Origin of the sequence: Leisingera aquimarina DSM 24565, from assembly GCF_000473165.1 — a bacterium.
In the GTDB taxonomy this organism is placed as follows: domain Bacteria; phylum Pseudomonadota; class Alphaproteobacteria; order Rhodobacterales; family Rhodobacteraceae; genus Leisingera; species Leisingera aquimarina.
In genome coordinates this window covers 130,886-144,729 of sequence record NZ_KI421504.1, presented here as the reverse complement: position 1 = coordinate 144,729, position 13,844 = coordinate 130,886, and the positions used below count along the sequence as shown (strand labels likewise).

General features: G+C 63.0%; 15 protein-coding genes. 10 read left to right on the top strand and 5 right to left on the bottom strand.

Features of this window, described 5'->3' with window-relative positions:
• The first annotated feature begins 21 nt into the window (after nt 1-21).
• Nucleotides 22-639 carry a hypothetical protein gene (locus tag AQUI_RS0104525; RefSeq protein ID WP_027256449.1) on the top strand — a complete coding sequence of 206 codons (618 nt, stop codon included), beginning with the start codon at nt 22-24 and terminating at the stop codon, nt 637-639.
• A 40-nt stretch (nt 640-679) separates the two neighbouring features.
• On the opposite strand, the gene AQUI_RS0104520 is transcribed toward AQUI_RS0104525, so the two are convergent.
• Both AQUI_RS0104520 and AQUI_RS0104515 read right to left on the bottom strand, forming a co-directional pair.
• Nucleotides 680-1,009, bottom strand: a complete 330-nt coding sequence (locus tag AQUI_RS0104520; protein WP_027256448.1) for an AzlD domain-containing protein — start codon at nt 1,007-1,009, stop codon at nt 680-682.
• Nucleotides 1,006-1,734, bottom strand: coding sequence for an AzlC family ABC transporter permease (locus AQUI_RS0104515; protein ID WP_027256447.1), 729 nt, complete (start codon nt 1,732-1,734; stop codon nt 1,006-1,008). Before AQUI_RS0104515 ends, AQUI_RS0104520 begins: the two co-directional genes overlap by 4 nt.
• Before the next feature lie 64 nt (nt 1,735-1,798).
• Between AQUI_RS0104515 and AQUI_RS0104510 the strand changes: the two genes are divergently transcribed.
• From AQUI_RS0104510 to AQUI_RS0104490, 5 genes are read left to right on the top strand one after another with little or no spacing between them, the layout of a single operon-like run.
• Complete coding sequence (locus AQUI_RS0104510; RefSeq protein ID WP_245596971.1) at nt 1,799-2,674, top strand: formate dehydrogenase accessory sulfurtransferase FdhD; 876 nt, start codon at nt 1,799-1,801, stop codon at nt 2,672-2,674.
• Nucleotides 2,671-3,213 (top strand): hypothetical protein, encoded by a 543-nt coding sequence (locus tag AQUI_RS0104505; protein ID WP_027256445.1) that lies wholly within the window; start codon nt 2,671-2,673, stop codon nt 3,211-3,213. The genes AQUI_RS0104510 and AQUI_RS0104505 overlap by 4 nt, the downstream gene beginning before the upstream one ends.
• Nucleotides 3,210-3,848: a molybdenum cofactor guanylyltransferase MobA gene (gene mobA, locus AQUI_RS0104500; RefSeq protein ID WP_027256444.1), complete on the top strand. Its 639-nt coding sequence runs from the start codon at nt 3,210-3,212 to the stop codon at nt 3,846-3,848. The genes AQUI_RS0104505 and mobA overlap by 4 nt, the downstream gene beginning before the upstream one ends.
• Nucleotides 3,845-4,336: a molybdopterin-guanine dinucleotide biosynthesis protein B gene (gene mobB, locus AQUI_RS0104495; RefSeq protein ID WP_027256443.1), complete on the top strand. Its 492-nt coding sequence runs from the start codon at nt 3,845-3,847 to the stop codon at nt 4,334-4,336. The genes mobA and mobB overlap by 4 nt, the downstream gene beginning before the upstream one ends.
• Nucleotides 4,333-6,465, top strand: a complete 2,133-nt coding sequence (locus AQUI_RS0104490; RefSeq protein WP_027256442.1) for a molybdenum cofactor synthesis domain-containing protein — start codon at nt 4,333-4,335, stop codon at nt 6,463-6,465. The genes mobB and AQUI_RS0104490 overlap by 4 nt, the downstream gene beginning before the upstream one ends.
• Nucleotides 6,466-6,614: 149 nt before the next feature.
• Here AQUI_RS0104490 and AQUI_RS0104485 read toward each other — a convergent pair whose 3' ends face one another.
• The 3 genes from AQUI_RS0104485 to AQUI_RS0104475 form a co-directional block, all read right to left on the bottom strand.
• Nucleotides 6,615-7,646: a hypothetical protein gene (locus tag AQUI_RS0104485; protein WP_027256441.1), complete on the bottom strand. Its 1,032-nt coding sequence runs from the start codon at nt 7,644-7,646 to the stop codon at nt 6,615-6,617.
• Nucleotides 7,647-7,669: 23 nt separating this feature from the next.
• A complete protein-coding gene (gene greA / locus AQUI_RS0104480; RefSeq protein WP_027256440.1) occupies nt 7,670-8,140 on the bottom strand; it encodes a transcription elongation factor GreA in 471 nt (156 codons plus the stop codon).
• Between the two features lie 249 nt (nt 8,141-8,389).
• The gene (locus tag AQUI_RS0104475; RefSeq protein ID WP_027256439.1) at nt 8,390-8,770 is read right to left on the bottom strand and encodes a VOC family protein; all 381 of its coding nucleotides are present in this window, start codon (nt 8,768-8,770) and stop codon (nt 8,390-8,392) included.
• A 98-nt stretch (nt 8,771-8,868) separates the two neighbouring features.
• Between AQUI_RS0104475 and soxR the strand changes: the two genes are divergently transcribed.
• From soxR to AQUI_RS0104455, 4 genes are all read left to right on the top strand, one after another.
• On the top strand, nt 8,869-9,348 hold the full coding sequence (gene soxR / locus AQUI_RS0104470; RefSeq protein ID WP_027256438.1) for a redox-sensitive transcriptional activator SoxR: 480 nt from the start codon (nt 8,869-8,871) through the stop codon (nt 9,346-9,348).
• A 169-nt stretch (nt 9,349-9,517) separates the two neighbouring features.
• Nucleotides 9,518-11,167 carry an electron transfer flavoprotein-ubiquinone oxidoreductase gene (locus AQUI_RS0104465; protein WP_027256437.1) on the top strand — a complete coding sequence of 550 codons (1,650 nt, stop codon included), beginning with the start codon at nt 9,518-9,520 and terminating at the stop codon, nt 11,165-11,167.
• Between the two features lie 136 nt (nt 11,168-11,303).
• Nucleotides 11,304-13,016, top strand: coding sequence for a tetratricopeptide repeat protein (locus tag AQUI_RS0104460; RefSeq protein ID WP_027256436.1), 1,713 nt, complete (start codon nt 11,304-11,306; stop codon nt 13,014-13,016).
• On the top strand, nt 13,006-13,827 hold the full coding sequence (locus AQUI_RS0104455) for a 4-(cytidine 5'-diphospho)-2-C-methyl-D-erythritol kinase (RefSeq protein ID WP_027256435.1): 822 nt from the start codon (nt 13,006-13,008) through the stop codon (nt 13,825-13,827). Before AQUI_RS0104460 ends, AQUI_RS0104455 begins: the two co-directional genes overlap by 11 nt.
• The last annotated feature ends 17 nt before the right edge of the window (nt 13,828-13,844 follow it).

Below are 13,844 nucleotides of genomic sequence, written 5' to 3'. Positions count from 1 at the left end.
CCGGTCCAAGGAGCACGCGCCTTGCGTAATCTGCTGTGCCTTGGCGCGGTTCTGCTCGCGCTTGCGGGCTGCGCGGCGCCGCAGCAGCCCAATGCGGATGCCGAAACCCTGGCCAAGGTGGCCTACCGCCAACCCGGCCCCGCGACGCTCACCCTCTACACGATGATCAACAATCGCACCGGGCGGGGCGGGCACGCGTCGCTGATGATCAACGCGTCGGAACGGGTGATCTTCGATCCCGCAGGCTCGTTTTACGCATCGGTCGTGCCGGAGCGGAACGACGTCCTTTTCGGCATCACCCCGGCAGTCGAGAAAGCTTACCGGGGCGCTCATGCGCGCAGCACCTTCCATGTGGTGGTGCAGCGGGTTGAGGTGACGCCGGAGCAGGCTCAGAAAGCCTATCAGCTGGCAGTGACCAACGGCCGCGTGCCGGGGGCCTACTGCGCGCAGGCCACTATCGGCATCCTTCAGCAGATCCCCGGCTTCGAAAACCTGGACCGCACCTTCTACCCGGAAAAACTGTCCGCCCAGTTCGGCCAGCTGCCGGGGGTGGTGACGGAACGCTACTACGAAAATGACAGCGCCGATCTGCAGGCGGGCATCACCAAGAGCGACGCCGCGCTGAACGCTGCTGAGTAACCCTTCCGCCCGGGAACAAGCCGAAAGCGTCGGGCGAGCGTCAGGCGGCGAGGTACAACAGCAGCAGCGACAGCCCGCCGGTGCCCAGGCCCAGAAGCACATTCCGTGTCAGATAGCCGACGGCAAAAGTCGCGGCAGCGGCTGCAAAATGCATTGCGCTGGGGTCGCCGCCCGTTGGCGCGGGCCAGACCACCAGCGGCGCAACCAGCGCCGGGATGATCGCCACCGCCGTGTAGCGCAGATGCCGCATCAGCCAGGGTGCAATCGGCTTGCCACCCATAAAGCCGATGAAGGCAAACCGCAGGGCATAGCTGCCCAGGGCAAGCCCCAGGATCACGATCCACAAGATGGGGCTGGGTGTACCGCTCATTTCGTGCCCTCTGTTTTGATATTCTGCCGCTCCAGCCACAGTTCCGCTTGCGCACCTGCGATCATGCCCGCAATCCCGGCTACGATCAGCCCCAGATTATAAGGCAGGGCGGCGGCCGGCAGCGATGCAGCCACCGCCACGAAACAGGCCGCCACATGCGCAGGCGTGCGCAGCATCGGTCCGATCATTGCCAGAAACGCAAGCGGCAGCACGAAGTCCACGCCCCAGCTCTCCGGGATACGGGTGCCAACCAGCGCCCCCAGCGCGGTGGCAATGACCCAAGCCGGGGTGATCAGGCCGTTGGTGCCAAAGAAGTAGGCCACCCGATGCGCCAGCGGCATCTCCGGCTCTTGTTCGAACTGCACGACCGACAGCGCATAGGACTGATCGACGATGAAATAGGCGGCAATCGCCCGCTGCCACATCGGCGCATCACCCAAGTACGGTGTCAGCGAGGCCGAATACATCGCCATCCGCAGGTTCACAGCCAGCGCCGAAATCAGGATGATGATCAGCGGTGCGTTCTCCTGCATCAGCTGCAGCGCGGTGAACTGGGCGGCGCCTGCAAAGACCGTCAATGAGAAGGCAAAGGCCTCCGGCACAATCAGCCCGGCCTCCGCCGCAAGCACCCCGAACAGGAAACCAAAGGGCGAGGCCATGAACAGAAACGGCGCGCTGTCGCGAAACCCCTTCCAGAAGGCCGATTTGGTGGTGGTGATTGCCATCTGCACGTCCTAGATTGCGTGCAACCGGCCTACGGCGGTGGCAGAAGGAATGCAATTGGTGAGTATGGATATCACGTCAGAATATCTGATTGCCCCCGGTGTCGCAGACCCGCGGCTGACCCGCGCTGTCACCGGTGTTGATCAGAATGGCGAAGCCAGCGACATCTCAGTGGTCGAGGAGCGCCCGCTGACCATCTTCCTGAATTCCCAGGAAATCGTCACCGCAATGACGATCGGCGATTACCCGGAATACCTGGCGCTAGGATTCCTGCGCAATCAGCGGATGCTGCAGGACGGGGATGAGGTCACCCGCGTCGAATATGACGAGGATCTGGAAACCGTGGTGGTCCGCACTGCAGTGGAAACGAGCCATGAAGAAAAGCTGAAGAAAAAGACCCGCACCTCAGGCTGCGCCGTGGGCACCGTCTTTGGCGACATGATGGAGGGGCTGGAGGACGTGCGCCTGCCTGAGGTGCAAGTGAAGACCTCCTGGCTCTACACGCTGGCGCATAAGATCAACCGCACACCTTCCTTGTACCTTGAGGCCGGCGCCATCCACGGGACTGTTCTGTGCCGGCAGGACCGTCCGCTGGTCTATATGGAGGACGTCGGTCGCCACAACGCGGTGGACAAGATCGCCGGCTGGATGCTGTCGGAGCAAGCCGGGGCCGCGGACAAGATCCTTTACACCACCGGGCGGCTGACCTCCGAGATGGTGATCAAGACCGCGATGATGGGCATCCCGGTGCTGGCGTCGCGCTCGGGCTTCACCGCCTGGGGCGTGGAGATCGCCCGCGAGGTTGGCCTCACCCTCATCGGCCGGATGCGCGGCCAGCGGTTCATCTGCCTGTCGGGCGAGGAGCGGCTGGTGCGTGACGTTGATCCGGCTAGCGTGCCGGTTGAGGATAACAGGCTGCGAAGAAAGGGAGCGGATAGGTGAAGGCAGAAATCACCTTGAGCTATCGAGTGTCTCAAGAACTCTATAGCTCAGCAGTGGGGCAAAGAGCGGCCTATTTCACGAAATCAAATCGATCCCTCAAATACCTTAGAACTATCGGAAATATCGCGTACTGGATCGTGGTGTTCGTACTGTTGGTCGTTTTTGTTCAGGCTGTGCAAGCCGAGACCAAAGCTCATTTTGCAGCCCTTGGATTTTTTGCGGGTATGTTCTTTGTCGGAGTGGCTTTGTGGGCGCTCATCTTTTGGACGGAACGCCAAATATCTAAGCGTGCAGCAGAAATCGAAGTCAAGCGCGGTACAACGCACACAACCTTCAGTTCTGAGGGGATAAGTTACTGCAACGACATTGAGCAATACCGATTGTCGTGGCTCGGCGTTGATGGTGCTATTGAACTCGATGGCGGAACGGGAGTCATCTATGGGCCCGGCTTTTTACCGATCCCTGACGATGCTTTGCCGGAAGGTATGTCCTCAGACGACTTTCGAAAGAGAATAGAAGAATGGGTTGCTGCTAAATGACCAAACCTCTCGGCGTAATCCTCGCAGGCGGCCTCGCCACCCGGATGGGCGGCGGCGACAAGGGGCGGCTGCAGGTCGGCGGCCAGAGCCTGCTGTCCCGCGTGGTGGACCGTCTGTCGCCGCAGGTCTCTGGCCTGGCGCTCAACGCCAATGGCGATCCGGTGCGATTTACCGATCTGGGCTTGCCGGTTATTGCCGACTCGATCGCGGGCTTTGCCGGCCCTCTGGCAGGTGTCCTGGCGGGCCTCGACTGGGCGGCAGAGCAGGGCGCGGACTCCATCGTCACAGCCGCCGCCGATACGCCCTTCTTCCCGCAGGATCTGGTCGCCCGCCTGACTGCCGCATCCGAGGGCATGGCGCAGCCGCTGGTCCTCGCCACTACGCCGCGCACCGGCGAGGAAGCGCTGAAGTCCGGCGGCGGCAAGCGCATCAACCGGCATCCGGCCTTCGGCCTCTGGCCCGTCGCCCTGCGCGGCGACCTGCGCGCGGCACTACAGGGGGGCTTGCGCAAGGTGGTCATGTGGACCGACCAGCATGGCGGCCGCGAGGCGCTGTTCGAGGCCGATCCCTTTGACCCGTTCTTCAACATCAACACCCCAGAGGATCTGGCAAAGGCCGAGGCGCTGCTGAAATGAAGATCTACGGCGTCACCGGCTGGAAGAACAACGGCAAGACCGGGCTGATGGAGCGGTTGGTCGCCGAGTTCTGCACGCGCGGGCTGACGGTCTCGACCCTGAAACATGCCCATCACGCAACGGACGTCGACCAGCCCGGCACCGACAGCTACCGCCACCGGCAAGCGGGTGCCTCCGAAGTCGTGCTGGCCTCACCCAATCGCGTTGCGATTATGCAGGAACTGCGCGGGGCAGGGGAGCCTTCGTTCACGGAACTGCTGTCGCGCTTGCGTCCTGTGGATTTAATCCTGGTCGAGGGGTTCAAGCGCGAAACCCACCCCAAGATCGAGGCTTACAGAACCGCCGCAGGCCAGCCGCTGATTGCGCCGGATGACCAGACCATCCGGGCCGTAGCCAGCGACGTGCCGCTGCACCTGGACCGTCCGGTGTTCGATCTGAACGGTACAGCAAAGATCGCGGATTTCATCCAGTCGGAATTGGGGCTTTGACCGGCTTTGATACCTTTCTCGCCATCGACTGGTCCGCCGCCAAGCGCAAGCCCCGGCGCCCCAGCAAAGACGCGATTTGGCTGGGGGTGGCACGCGGCGGAACTGCGGAAAGGCAAATTTATTGCCGCAGCCGGCAGGAGGCAGAGGCTTGGATCAGCAGCTTCCTCGATGAGGAGCAGGCCGCGGGGCGGCGGATTCTGGCAGCGTTTGACTTTCCTTTCGGCTATCCGCGCGGATTTGTGCGCCGGATTACCGGATCGGATGACCCCTTTGCCCTTTGGCAGTGGCTGGATGAGCGGATCTCAGACTCTGAAGACGGAACGAACAACCGGTTTGAAGTCGCCTCCGAAATGAACCGGCTGTTTGCCGGCTCTGGTCCGTTCTGGGGTAAGCCGGATGAGGCGCGCTGGCCAGATATTCCCTACCGCAAAGTTGGCATAGTCTATAAGGAAGTGGCGGAACGGCGCAGCGCGGATTTGGCGGCCAAGGCGGCCTCGTCCTGTTTCCAGCTGTTTTTCAACCCGACAGTTGGCAGCCAGACCCTCATGGGGCTGCCGGTTCTGCAGCGGCTCCGGCTCCGGCACGGGGCGGCTGTCTGGCCCTTCGAGAACATTGCGAACGCGCAAATTGTGTTCGCGGAAATTTGGCCAGGGTTGATCGAACCCGCCGTAAAGGCTGCGATGGCTGTTGCCGGCCGGGAAGAAATCCGCGACCGGGTGCAGATGCGGCTGTTGTCGCAAGCGCTCAGCCGGCTGCCGGCAGAGGAGCTCGCCGGAATGCTGGCTGCTGTACCTGAAGACGCACAAGAGGAAGCTTGGATATTGGGCACCGGATACGAAGACCGCTTGAACGCGCTGGCGGCCAATGAGCTGGATGGGCTGACACCGCCGCCGCTCAGCAACGATTGCTTTGCCTTGCCTGCGGGCGTGGACTGGACCCCGGTCGATGACGCGCTGGCATTGCTGCGGGGCAGGCTGGGGCCGGTCACCAGTGCCGAAACCGTGCCGCTGTCAGCCGCTTTGGGACGGGTGCTGGCAGACCATGCCGTGGCCAAACGCTCCAACCCGCCGCTGCCCAATACGGCGGTGGATGGCTACGGCTTCGCCGGCGGCAGGGCGGTAGGCCCGCATGTGCTGCCGCTGGTGCAGGGCCGGGCTGCCGCCGGTGTCCCATATGAAAGCATTGTGCCCGCAGGCAGCGCCATCCGCGTATTGACCGGCGCCGCGTTGCCGGACGGCGTGGATACGGTGATCCTCGAGGAGGACGTGAACACCGACGGCGCCCGTATCGCCTTCAACGGCCCGCTGAAACAGGGGGTAAATACCCGCAAGGCTGGTGAGGATGTTTGCGCGGGAGACGGCATCCTGCCCGCAGGCCGGGTCATAACACCCGCCGATCTGGCGCTGGCCTCCGCTACCGGGCTGGCGGAACTCACTGTGCGGCTGCCGTTGCGGGTCGGTGTGCTCTCCACCGGTGATGAGCTGGTCGAGGCAGGAGAACCCGCAGGTAAGGGGCAGATTTTTGATGCCAATCGACCGATGCTGCTGGCGCTGATCCGCCAACTGGGATTTGTACCGTTTGATCTGGGCAAGGCCGCGGATGACCGCGAGGTCTTGCGGGCGCATCTGGACGGCGCCGCCAAACAGGCTGATGTTATCCTGACCTCGGGCGGTGCCTCGGCCGGGGACGAGGACCACATGTCGGCACTGCTACGCGAGGCGGGAGCGATGCAGGAATGGCGCATTGCGCTGAAGCCAGGCCGCCCGCTGGCGCTGGGCATGTGGCAGGGCACACCGGTCTTCGGGTTGCCGGGCAACCCGGTGGCTGCACTGGTCTGCACGCTGATCTTTGCCCGACCCGCGATGGGCCTTATGGCAGGCGCAGGCTGGCAGGAGCCGCAGGGGTTCACCGTGCCTGCCGCCTTTCAAAAACGCAAGAAGCCGGGCCGCCGCGAATTCCTGCGGGCACGTGTACGGGACGGCCGCGCGGAGGTGTTCAAATCCGAAGGCTCCGGCCGCATAAGCAGCCTGAGCTGGGCCGAAGGGCTGGTGGAGCTCGGCGACGGCGCCGCAGAGGTCAATCCCGGTGATCCCGTGCGCTTCATTCCTTACAGCAGCTTCGCCATGTGAACGGGGCGCTCCCGCCCGCGGCCCGGCGCATCGCAGATGCTTGCCCGCCGTTGGGTTTGGCGCCGCGCAGAAGCGCGGCGCGGAGGCGCTGACTTTTCACCTTTGAGAAAATACTCGCGCCGCAGGCAGCAGCCCGATGGGCCGCCCCCTCAATCGAAGGTTCCGGCCACCCGGCCCAGCAGCATGAAGGCGCGGGCGGTGCGGGTGTTGCCGAGGGCGGAAATCTCGCCGTCGGTCGCTTCAGCCTCAAACTCCGCGAACATCTGATCAAAGCGGCGCAGGAAATGGTGCGCGGCATCGCGGAAAATCGGATCCTGCTTCATCCGTGCCGCTGTCAGCGCCAGCGAGGTGCGGTCGCGCACGCCGCCAAGGGGGGCCACAGCCCGGCCGCGCGTACCTTGGGCAAACTGGCGCCAGATCTCAGGGCGGGCCATATCAGGGCGCAGATCGTCCATATATATGCCGTCCTGGCTGAGCAGGGTCAGCACATCCTGTGCAGCCTGGATCACCTGGGCAGCCTTGCGGTCCTGCAGGGCGGCGCGCAGGGCGGCGAAACCGTCCTGATCCTCCGCCGTTTCCGGGAAGTTCAGCGCCCGGATGAAATGTTCTGCGGGCAGCGGCGGCGCGGCAGCCTCGGCCTCGGTTCCCAAAGCCAGCGATCCTTGCTCGGCAGCCGCCAGTTCGGCCGCTTCAGCAGGGATTGCCGGGCGCACCGGATTGCGGCGGCTGGTGTGGAAGGTGGCCAGAGCCGTTTCTGTCTTGCGGGTGGCCTCGGCGATTTCTTCCAGCCGCTTGGCCATCGACGGCTCGGCCACTGCGGCATGCTGCTGGGCCTGAGAGAGATAGGTCTGGCGCAGCCCGTCAATCGCCGCCTGCAGCTGCTCGCTTTCCTCGCGCATCACCCGGGCCGAGCGCGCGGCAGAGGCCGCAACCCACAGCATCGCCAGCGGCAGCACCAGAGCCAGAACGCCGGTGATCAAGTCGGCCCATTGCGACAGCCCGGAATCCGGCGGCGCAAAGACAAAGAGCCCGACCGCCGCCAGAAGCCACAGAGCGCCCAAGGCAATGGCCGCCAGCTCGGCACCGCCCAGCCCATTGCCCGAAGGTCCGTCAAGGCGCCGCAGCGGGCGGTTGCCGGCGGGGTTCGGATTGGATCCGGGACTGCTGCTGGAGCCTGTCATGAACACTCGTTCTGTTTTGCGGATCAGGAATAGACGATCTTGAGGATCTCATAAGCACGCTCACCGCCGGGAGTGCGCACTTCCACACTGTCGCCTTCGTCCTTGCCGATCAAGGCACGGGCAATCGGCGATTTGATGTTCAACAAGCCTGCCTCGATGTTGGCCTCGTGTTCGCCAACGATCTGCCAGGTCTTTTCTTCGTCGGTGTCCTCGTCCACCACGGTCACTTTGGCACCGAACTTGATCGCGCCGGACAATTTGGCCGGATTGATCACATCAGCCAGCGACAGGAGGCCTTCCAGCTCCTTTACACGGCCCTCGATAAAGGACTGCTTTTCACGCGCCGAATGGTACTCGGCGTTCTCCGACAGATCGCCTAGCTCGCGGGCTTCGGCAATTGCCTGAATGATCGCCGGGCGTTCGACGGATTTCAGGTTCTTCAGTTCGCTTTCCAGCGCGGCGTGACCCGCAGGGGTCATCGGGATCTTTTCCATCAGATTGGTCCAGGTCGCTATTATGGTTTTTCTTGTCAGTATGAAAACCGCAGCCCCGCAGCATGAGCCGCGGGGCCTCCGGTCCGGTTGACAATTACCTGACCCAATCCTGCACCCGATTTCAAGTGCGCGCAGGGCTTACCGGCATGCAATTCCGCCTAAGCAGGCGGATTGGCGGAGTTTTCCACAGAATTGCGCGAAAAAATGCCGCGCAGGGGCAGCCTCGGCAGCCCCGCTTGGCATAGAATATCAATCATATTGCACCGCCTCGTATTCGATGCCGTTCTCGTCATGAAAGTAAAACCGGCGGCCCGGCTCATAGTCGCCGTGGTTCATCGGTGTGAAACCTGCGGCCTTCACCGCGGCTTCGGTTGCGTCCAGATCCTCGACGATCACGGCCAGATGGTTCAGCCCGCCAACGATGCCATAGCTCTCCGGCGCTTTGCCCGCGGGTGTGCGCGGCGTGTAAAGCGCAAGATAGCTGGTCTCGCCGCCGGTATGCACGGTGTAGCCGCCATTCTTGGCTTCTCCCTCCCAGCGCACATGCCAGCCGAAAACTTCTTTCATCCATTTTGCTGTGGCATTGGGGTCGGCCACGGTGACGTTTGCGTGTTCCAGAACTGCGCTCATTGGAAATCTCCTTTTCGCTCAAGCAAACCTGTTGATACGACTCACCGTAATTCCTAAACCTAACTTTAGCTCAAGGATTTTCTTCAGGGAGTTATGCCATGCCTTCATCCGCCGGTATCTCCATCGGCTATCTGGCCGACCGCACCGGGCTCGCCGTGTCCGCCATCCGCTATTACGAGGCGCAGGGCCTGGTGGAACCCTGGCGCAATGCAGGCGGGCAGCGGCGGTTCCACCGCGCTGACATCCGGAGGATGAGTTTCATCATGATTGCCCAGCAGTTCGGCTTTTCCTTGCCGGAGATCCGCGGGTTCCTGAAAAGCCTGCCGGGCAGCCGCACCCCCACCAAGGACGACTGGGCCTGCATCTCGGAAAGCTTCCGCAGCCATTTGGACCAGCGAATCGAAACTTTGGTGCGACTGCGCGACAATCTGGACGGCTGTATAGGCTGCGGCTGTCTGTCGCTTCCGAATTGCAAACTTTACAACCCGCAAGACCAGGCCTCACAGAAGGGGCAGGGACCCAGATATCTGATGGGAGACCGGCCCGAGACAGAGACCGCGGCGGAAAATGATCCTTGAGTGACGAAAATGGACGCACTTTTTGTCTCAGTTGCCTGTTTTACAGGTGTTTGACGCGGAGTTTGGATTGACCGGCAGGCCTGCCAAACGCTAAGCAACCGCGAAATAATATTGCGCCCACGCACCATTGTGGGGCCGGTAGCGAACAAAAGCCAAGGAGCGCCGCAAAATGGCCGAGATTGAACGCGAAGCGATGGAATACGACGTAGTGATCGTCGGGGCCGGCCCTGCCGGCCTGTCTGCGGCCATCCGTCTGAAACAGCTGGACGCCGACCTTGAGGTCGTGGTCCTGGAAAAAGGCTCGGAAGTGGGCGCGCATATCCTGTCCGGCGCTGTTTTGGACCCCTGCGGCCTGAACGCGCTGATCCCTGATTGGAAGGCAAAGGGCGCACCGGTGAACGTGGAAGTCAAGGAAGACAACTTCCTGATGCTGGGCGAAGCCGGCCATGTCCGCATCCCCAACTTCCCGATGCCGCCGCTGATGAACAACCACGGCAACTACATCGTTTCGATGGGCAACGTCTGCCGCTGGATGGCGGAACAGGCCGAGGAAATGGGCATTGAGATCTTTCCGGGCATGGCCTGTTCGGAACTGGTCTATGGCGAAAACGGCGAAGTGAAGGGCGTTGTTGCGGGCGAGTTCGGTAAGAATCCCGACGGCACCCCCGGCCCGTCTTATGAACCGGGCATGGAACTGCACGGCAAATATGTCTTCATCTCCGAAGGCGTGCGCGGCTCGCTGGCCAAGGAAGTGATCAACAAATACGATCTGGCGGCCGGCAAGGACGTTCAGAAGTACGGCGTCGGCATGAAAGAGATCTGGGAGATCGACCCGGCCAAGCACAAGGAAGGTACCGTCACTCACACCATGGGCTGGCCGCTGGGTTCCAACGCGGGCGGCGGGTCGTTCATCTACCACCTGGACAACAATCAGGTCTACGTGGGCTTTGTGGTGCACCTGAACTACAAGAATCCGCACCTGTTCCCCTACATGGAATTCCAGCGCTTCAAGCACCACCCGGTGGTGGCTCAGCTGCTGGAAGGCGGCAAGCGCGTGGCCTATGGCGCCCGTGCCATCACCGAAGGCGGCTATCAGTCGATGCCGAAACTGGTTGCACCCGGCGTGGCGCTGCTGGGCTGCTCTGCGGGCATGGTCAACGTGCCGCGCATCAAGGGCAACCACAACGCGATGCTGTCCGGCAAGGCCGCAGCCGAAGCCGCCTATGACGCGATCAAGGCTGAGCGTTCGGGCGACGAGCTGACCGCCTATGAGGCCGACGTGCGCGACGGCGCCATCGGCAAGGACCTCAAGATGGTTCGCAACGTGAAGCCGATGTGGTCCAAATGGGGCCTCACCGCGTCGCTGGCCTTTGGCGGCCTGGACATGTGGACCAACAACCTCTTTGGTTTCTCTTTTTTCGGCACCCTGAGCCACGGCAAGAACGACGCCGAGGCGACCGAGGAAGCCTCCAAGCACAAGCCCATCGACTACCCGAAACCCGATGGCGTGCTGTCTTTCGACCGCCTGACCAACGTGTCTTTTGCGATGACCAACCACGAGGAAAGCCAGCCCTGCCACCTGCAGCTTGGCAACGCCGACACTCCGATTGCGGTCAACCTGCCGAAATTCGCGGAACCGGCGCAGCGCTATTGCCCGGCGGGTGTGTATGAGGTGGTCGAAAAAGACGGCCAGCCGGAGTTCGTGGTGAACTTCCAGAACTGCGTCCACTGCAAGACCTGCGACATCAAGGATCCGTCCCAGAACATCACCTGGACCACGCCGCAGGGCGGCGACGGACCGAACTACCCGAACATGTGATCGGAAAATCAGCTTTTCGGCGCGGATTCGCCGGAATTTATGGGGCGGCCCTCGGGCCGCCCCATTGCGTGTTGACGGGCACCGCACTACGCTTTCTTACAAGAGCAAAGAGCAGTAAATCGTAAGGGGGTCCCGCGTGCCCGTATCCATTCTTCGCACCCTGACAAGTGCGGCCCTGGTGGCCGCCGCCGTGCCTGCCGCGCAGGCGGAAGGGCTGGCCGGCTCATATCTCGCCGGACGGGCCGCAACCTATGACAGCGATTTTGCCGCTGCAGCACTCTATTATACCCAGGCTCTGGCACGCGACCCGCAGAACCCGCTTCTGATGGAAAACGTGGTCTTCGCGCAGCTCGCCATGGGTAAGGCCGAACTGGCAGTCCCGGTTGCTGAACGGCTGCTGCAGGCCGGTGCCCGCAGTCAGGTTGCCAATATCATTATTGCGGGCGGCCATGCGGCAGAGGGTGATTTCCAAGCAATTCTGGACCGCGACGCCGAACAGGAAGCGATCCACCCGTTGGTGGATGGACTTCTGGAAGGCTGGGCGCATATCGGCACTGGGTCAGTGTCCAGCGCGCTTAAGACATTTGAGCGGCTCGCAGAAGACGGCAGCCTGCAGCCCTTCGTGCTTTATCACCGGGCGCTGGCGCTGGCATCGGCCGGCGACTATGGTGGCGCCGAGGCGCTGTTTGCCGCAGAGGATGGGCGCCTGGCGACCCTTAGCCGCAGGGCGGCAGTTGCACGGGTGCAGATCCTGTCGCAGCTGGGCCGCAACGATGATGCTCGCGAGGCGCTGAAAGCGGCCTTTGGCAGCCGCCTGGATCCTGGGCTGGAAGCCATGGATGCACAGCTCGCCGCCGGAAAGATCCTGGCCTATACCATCGCTCCCGGCCCGCGGGAGGGCATCGCCGAGGTGTTTTATACTCTCGGCGCGGCACTGAACGGCGATACGGCCAACGACTATGTGCTGATGTATGCCCGCATGGCGGCCTCGCTGCGCCCCGATCATGTTGACGCCATCCTGCTCAGCGCAGGCCTTCTGGACCAGCTTGGCCGCTACGAGCTGTCGGTTGCGACCTACAAGCAGGTGCCCAGCAGCCATCCCGATTATCACGCCGCTGAAATGGGCCGCGCCGAAGCCTTGCGCCGCGCCGCCAAACCGGACGCAGCAATCGAAGTTCTGGAACAGCTGGCGCGGGACTTTCCGGAGCAACCCAGTGTTTATGTCAGCCTTGGCGATCTGCTGCGCCAGCAGGAAGACTACGCGGGTGCTGCCGGAGCCTATGACAAGGCGCTGGCCAACACATCCGAAGACTCTGGCACTCGCTGGTTCCTCTATTATGCCCGCGGAATCTGCCATGAACGGCTGGATCAATGGGACCAGGCCGAGGCCGATTTCCGCGCCTCGCTGGAGCTGGACCCGAACCGGCCGCAGGTGCTGAACTACCTGGGTTATTCGCTGGTCGAAAAAAGCAGCAAGCTGGACGAGGCGCTGGACATGATCGAGCGCGCCGTCGCGGCACGCCCTGATTCCGGCTTCATCGTCGACAGTCTGGGCTGGGTGCTCTACCGCATGGGCCGGTTTGACGATGCCGTCGCCCATATGGAACGTGCGGTGGAACTGATGCCGGTGGACCCGGTGGTCAACGACCACCTGGGCGACGTCTACTGGGCTGTAGGCCGCGCACGCGAGGCAGAGTTCCAGTGGAAGCGGGCGCTTTCCTTCATCGACCCGGAGGACACCGATGGCGAAGCCGACCCCGAGCGCATCCGCCGCAAGCTGGAAGTGGGCCTGGACGCCGTGCTCGCCGAGGAAGGCGCGCAGCCGCTGAAGGTCGCCAATGGCGGCTGAGGTCTTTGCACCTGCCAAGATCAACCTGACACTGCATGTGACCGGCCGCCGCGCCGACGGCTATCACTTGCTGGATTCGCTGGTGGTCTTTGCTGATACCGGGGATCTGCTGCAGCTTGATCCCGGACCTGAGCTGGCTCTGGAGGTCTCCGGCCTGTTTGAGGGCGGCGTGCCTGCGGATCAGCGCAACCTGGTTTGGAAAGCCGCTGCAGGGGCAGGCTGGACCGGCCGGATCAGCCTCAACAAGCATCTGCCCCATGGCGCGGGCATTGGGGGCGGTTCGTCAGACGCCGCTGCGGTTCTGCGGGCACTTTCCAGGCAGGGGTGCGGCTTTCCCGATGAATTGCCGCTGTCGCTTGGCGCCGATGTGCCGGTCTGCATGGCCGCCCGCGCGGCCCGGATGCAGGGGATCGGCGAACAAGTGACGCCGGTGGACCTGCCAGAGCTGCACGCGCTGCTGGTTAATCCCGGGGCACATGTCCCGACCGGGATGGTGTTTTGCGAACTTGCCTCCCGCAGCAATCCGCCGATGCCGCAGGACATTCCGGCTTTCGCCGCCGCCGCAGACTGCGCCGCGTGGCTTGGCGAACAGCGCAATGACCTGGAAGCGGCGGCCATCCGCGTAGCGCCGGAAATCGAACGGGTGCTCTCGGACCTGCGCAGCTCCCGCAACGCGTTGCTGGCCCGCATGTCCGGCTCCGGTGCCACCTGTTTTGCACTTTACCCCTCAAAGAAAGCCGCGCATTTGGCAGCCTATGAGATCGGGGCTGAACATCCCGATTGGTGGTGCAGCGCGGTCACTTTGATCTGAAACACCGCGCGCGGCGG

Bases quoted from the DNA above. Each gene is read 5' to 3' on its own strand.
- AQUI_RS0104520 (WP_027256448.1), bottom strand. From the start codon at position 1,009: ATGAGCGGTACACCCAGCCCCATCTTGTGGATCGTGATCCTGGGGCTT.
- AQUI_RS0104515 (WP_027256447.1), bottom strand. From the start codon at position 1,734: ATGGCAATCACCACCACCAAATCGGCCTTCTGGAAGGGGTTTCGCGAC.
- AQUI_RS0104510 (WP_245596971.1), top strand. From the start codon at position 1,799: ATGGATATCACGTCAGAATATCTGATTGCCCCCGGTGTCGCAGACCCG.
- mobA (WP_027256444.1), top strand. From the start codon at position 3,210: ATGACCAAACCTCTCGGCGTAATCCTCGCAGGCGGCCTCGCCACCCGG.
- mobB (WP_027256443.1), top strand. From the start codon at position 3,845: ATGAAGATCTACGGCGTCACCGGCTGGAAGAACAACGGCAAGACCGGG.
- AQUI_RS0104485 (WP_027256441.1), bottom strand. From the start codon at position 7,646: ATGACAGGCTCCAGCAGCAGTCCCGGATCCAATCCGAACCCCGCCGGC.
- greA (WP_027256440.1), bottom strand. From the start codon at position 8,140: ATGGAAAAGATCCCGATGACCCCTGCGGGTCACGCCGCGCTGGAAAGC.
- AQUI_RS0104475 (WP_027256439.1), bottom strand. From the start codon at position 8,770: ATGAGCGCAGTTCTGGAACACGCAAACGTCACCGTGGCCGACCCCAAT.
- soxR (WP_027256438.1), top strand. From the start codon at position 8,869: ATGCCTTCATCCGCCGGTATCTCCATCGGCTATCTGGCCGACCGCACC.
- AQUI_RS0104465 (WP_027256437.1), top strand. From the start codon at position 9,518: ATGGCCGAGATTGAACGCGAAGCGATGGAATACGACGTAGTGATCGTC.
- AQUI_RS0104455 (WP_027256435.1), top strand. From the start codon at position 13,006: ATGGCGGCTGAGGTCTTTGCACCTGCCAAGATCAACCTGACACTGCAT.